Source organism: Tamlana crocina (genome assembly GCF_012037625.1).
Genome location: NZ_JAAVJS010000690.1, coordinates 1 through 320 on the forward strand (window position 1 = coordinate 1; position 320 = coordinate 320).

The following is a 320-nucleotide window of genomic DNA, read 5'->3' on the forward strand; positions in this document are numbered from 1 at the left end:
TGATAAAAAGAGGAAGTATTTGCATAAGACTGCAAATATACTGAGATTTAAAATGAGAACCAAGACCGCTGCGCTGCAAGAATCAAGAGGCAAGACCTTTTTTAGACAGCTGCGCACCTCCTGCGGAGGGATTTGTCTCCGGACCACCCCGTCTGCCTTCGGCAGCCACCCCTCCTTGAAAAAAGGAGGGGAACACTTAGGTGCCTGCGGCACCACTGCCTTCGGCAGGTTTAGTGTTACTGAAAAGAGCACTCAAACTGCCTCCCCTCCTCTGTAGGGGCCGGGGGAGATGAGCACAAAAAAACCCTCCGAAAAGAGGG

At 51.6% G+C, this 320-nt stretch carries 1 protein-coding gene; it reads left to right on the plus strand.

Annotated elements, in window-relative coordinates; genetic code table 11:
* On the plus strand, positions 1 to 277 hold a 277-nt coding region (locus HC176_RS19820; protein ID WP_209309828.1), incomplete at its 5' end, for a hypothetical protein.
* Positions 278 to 320 lie beyond the last annotated feature (43 nt).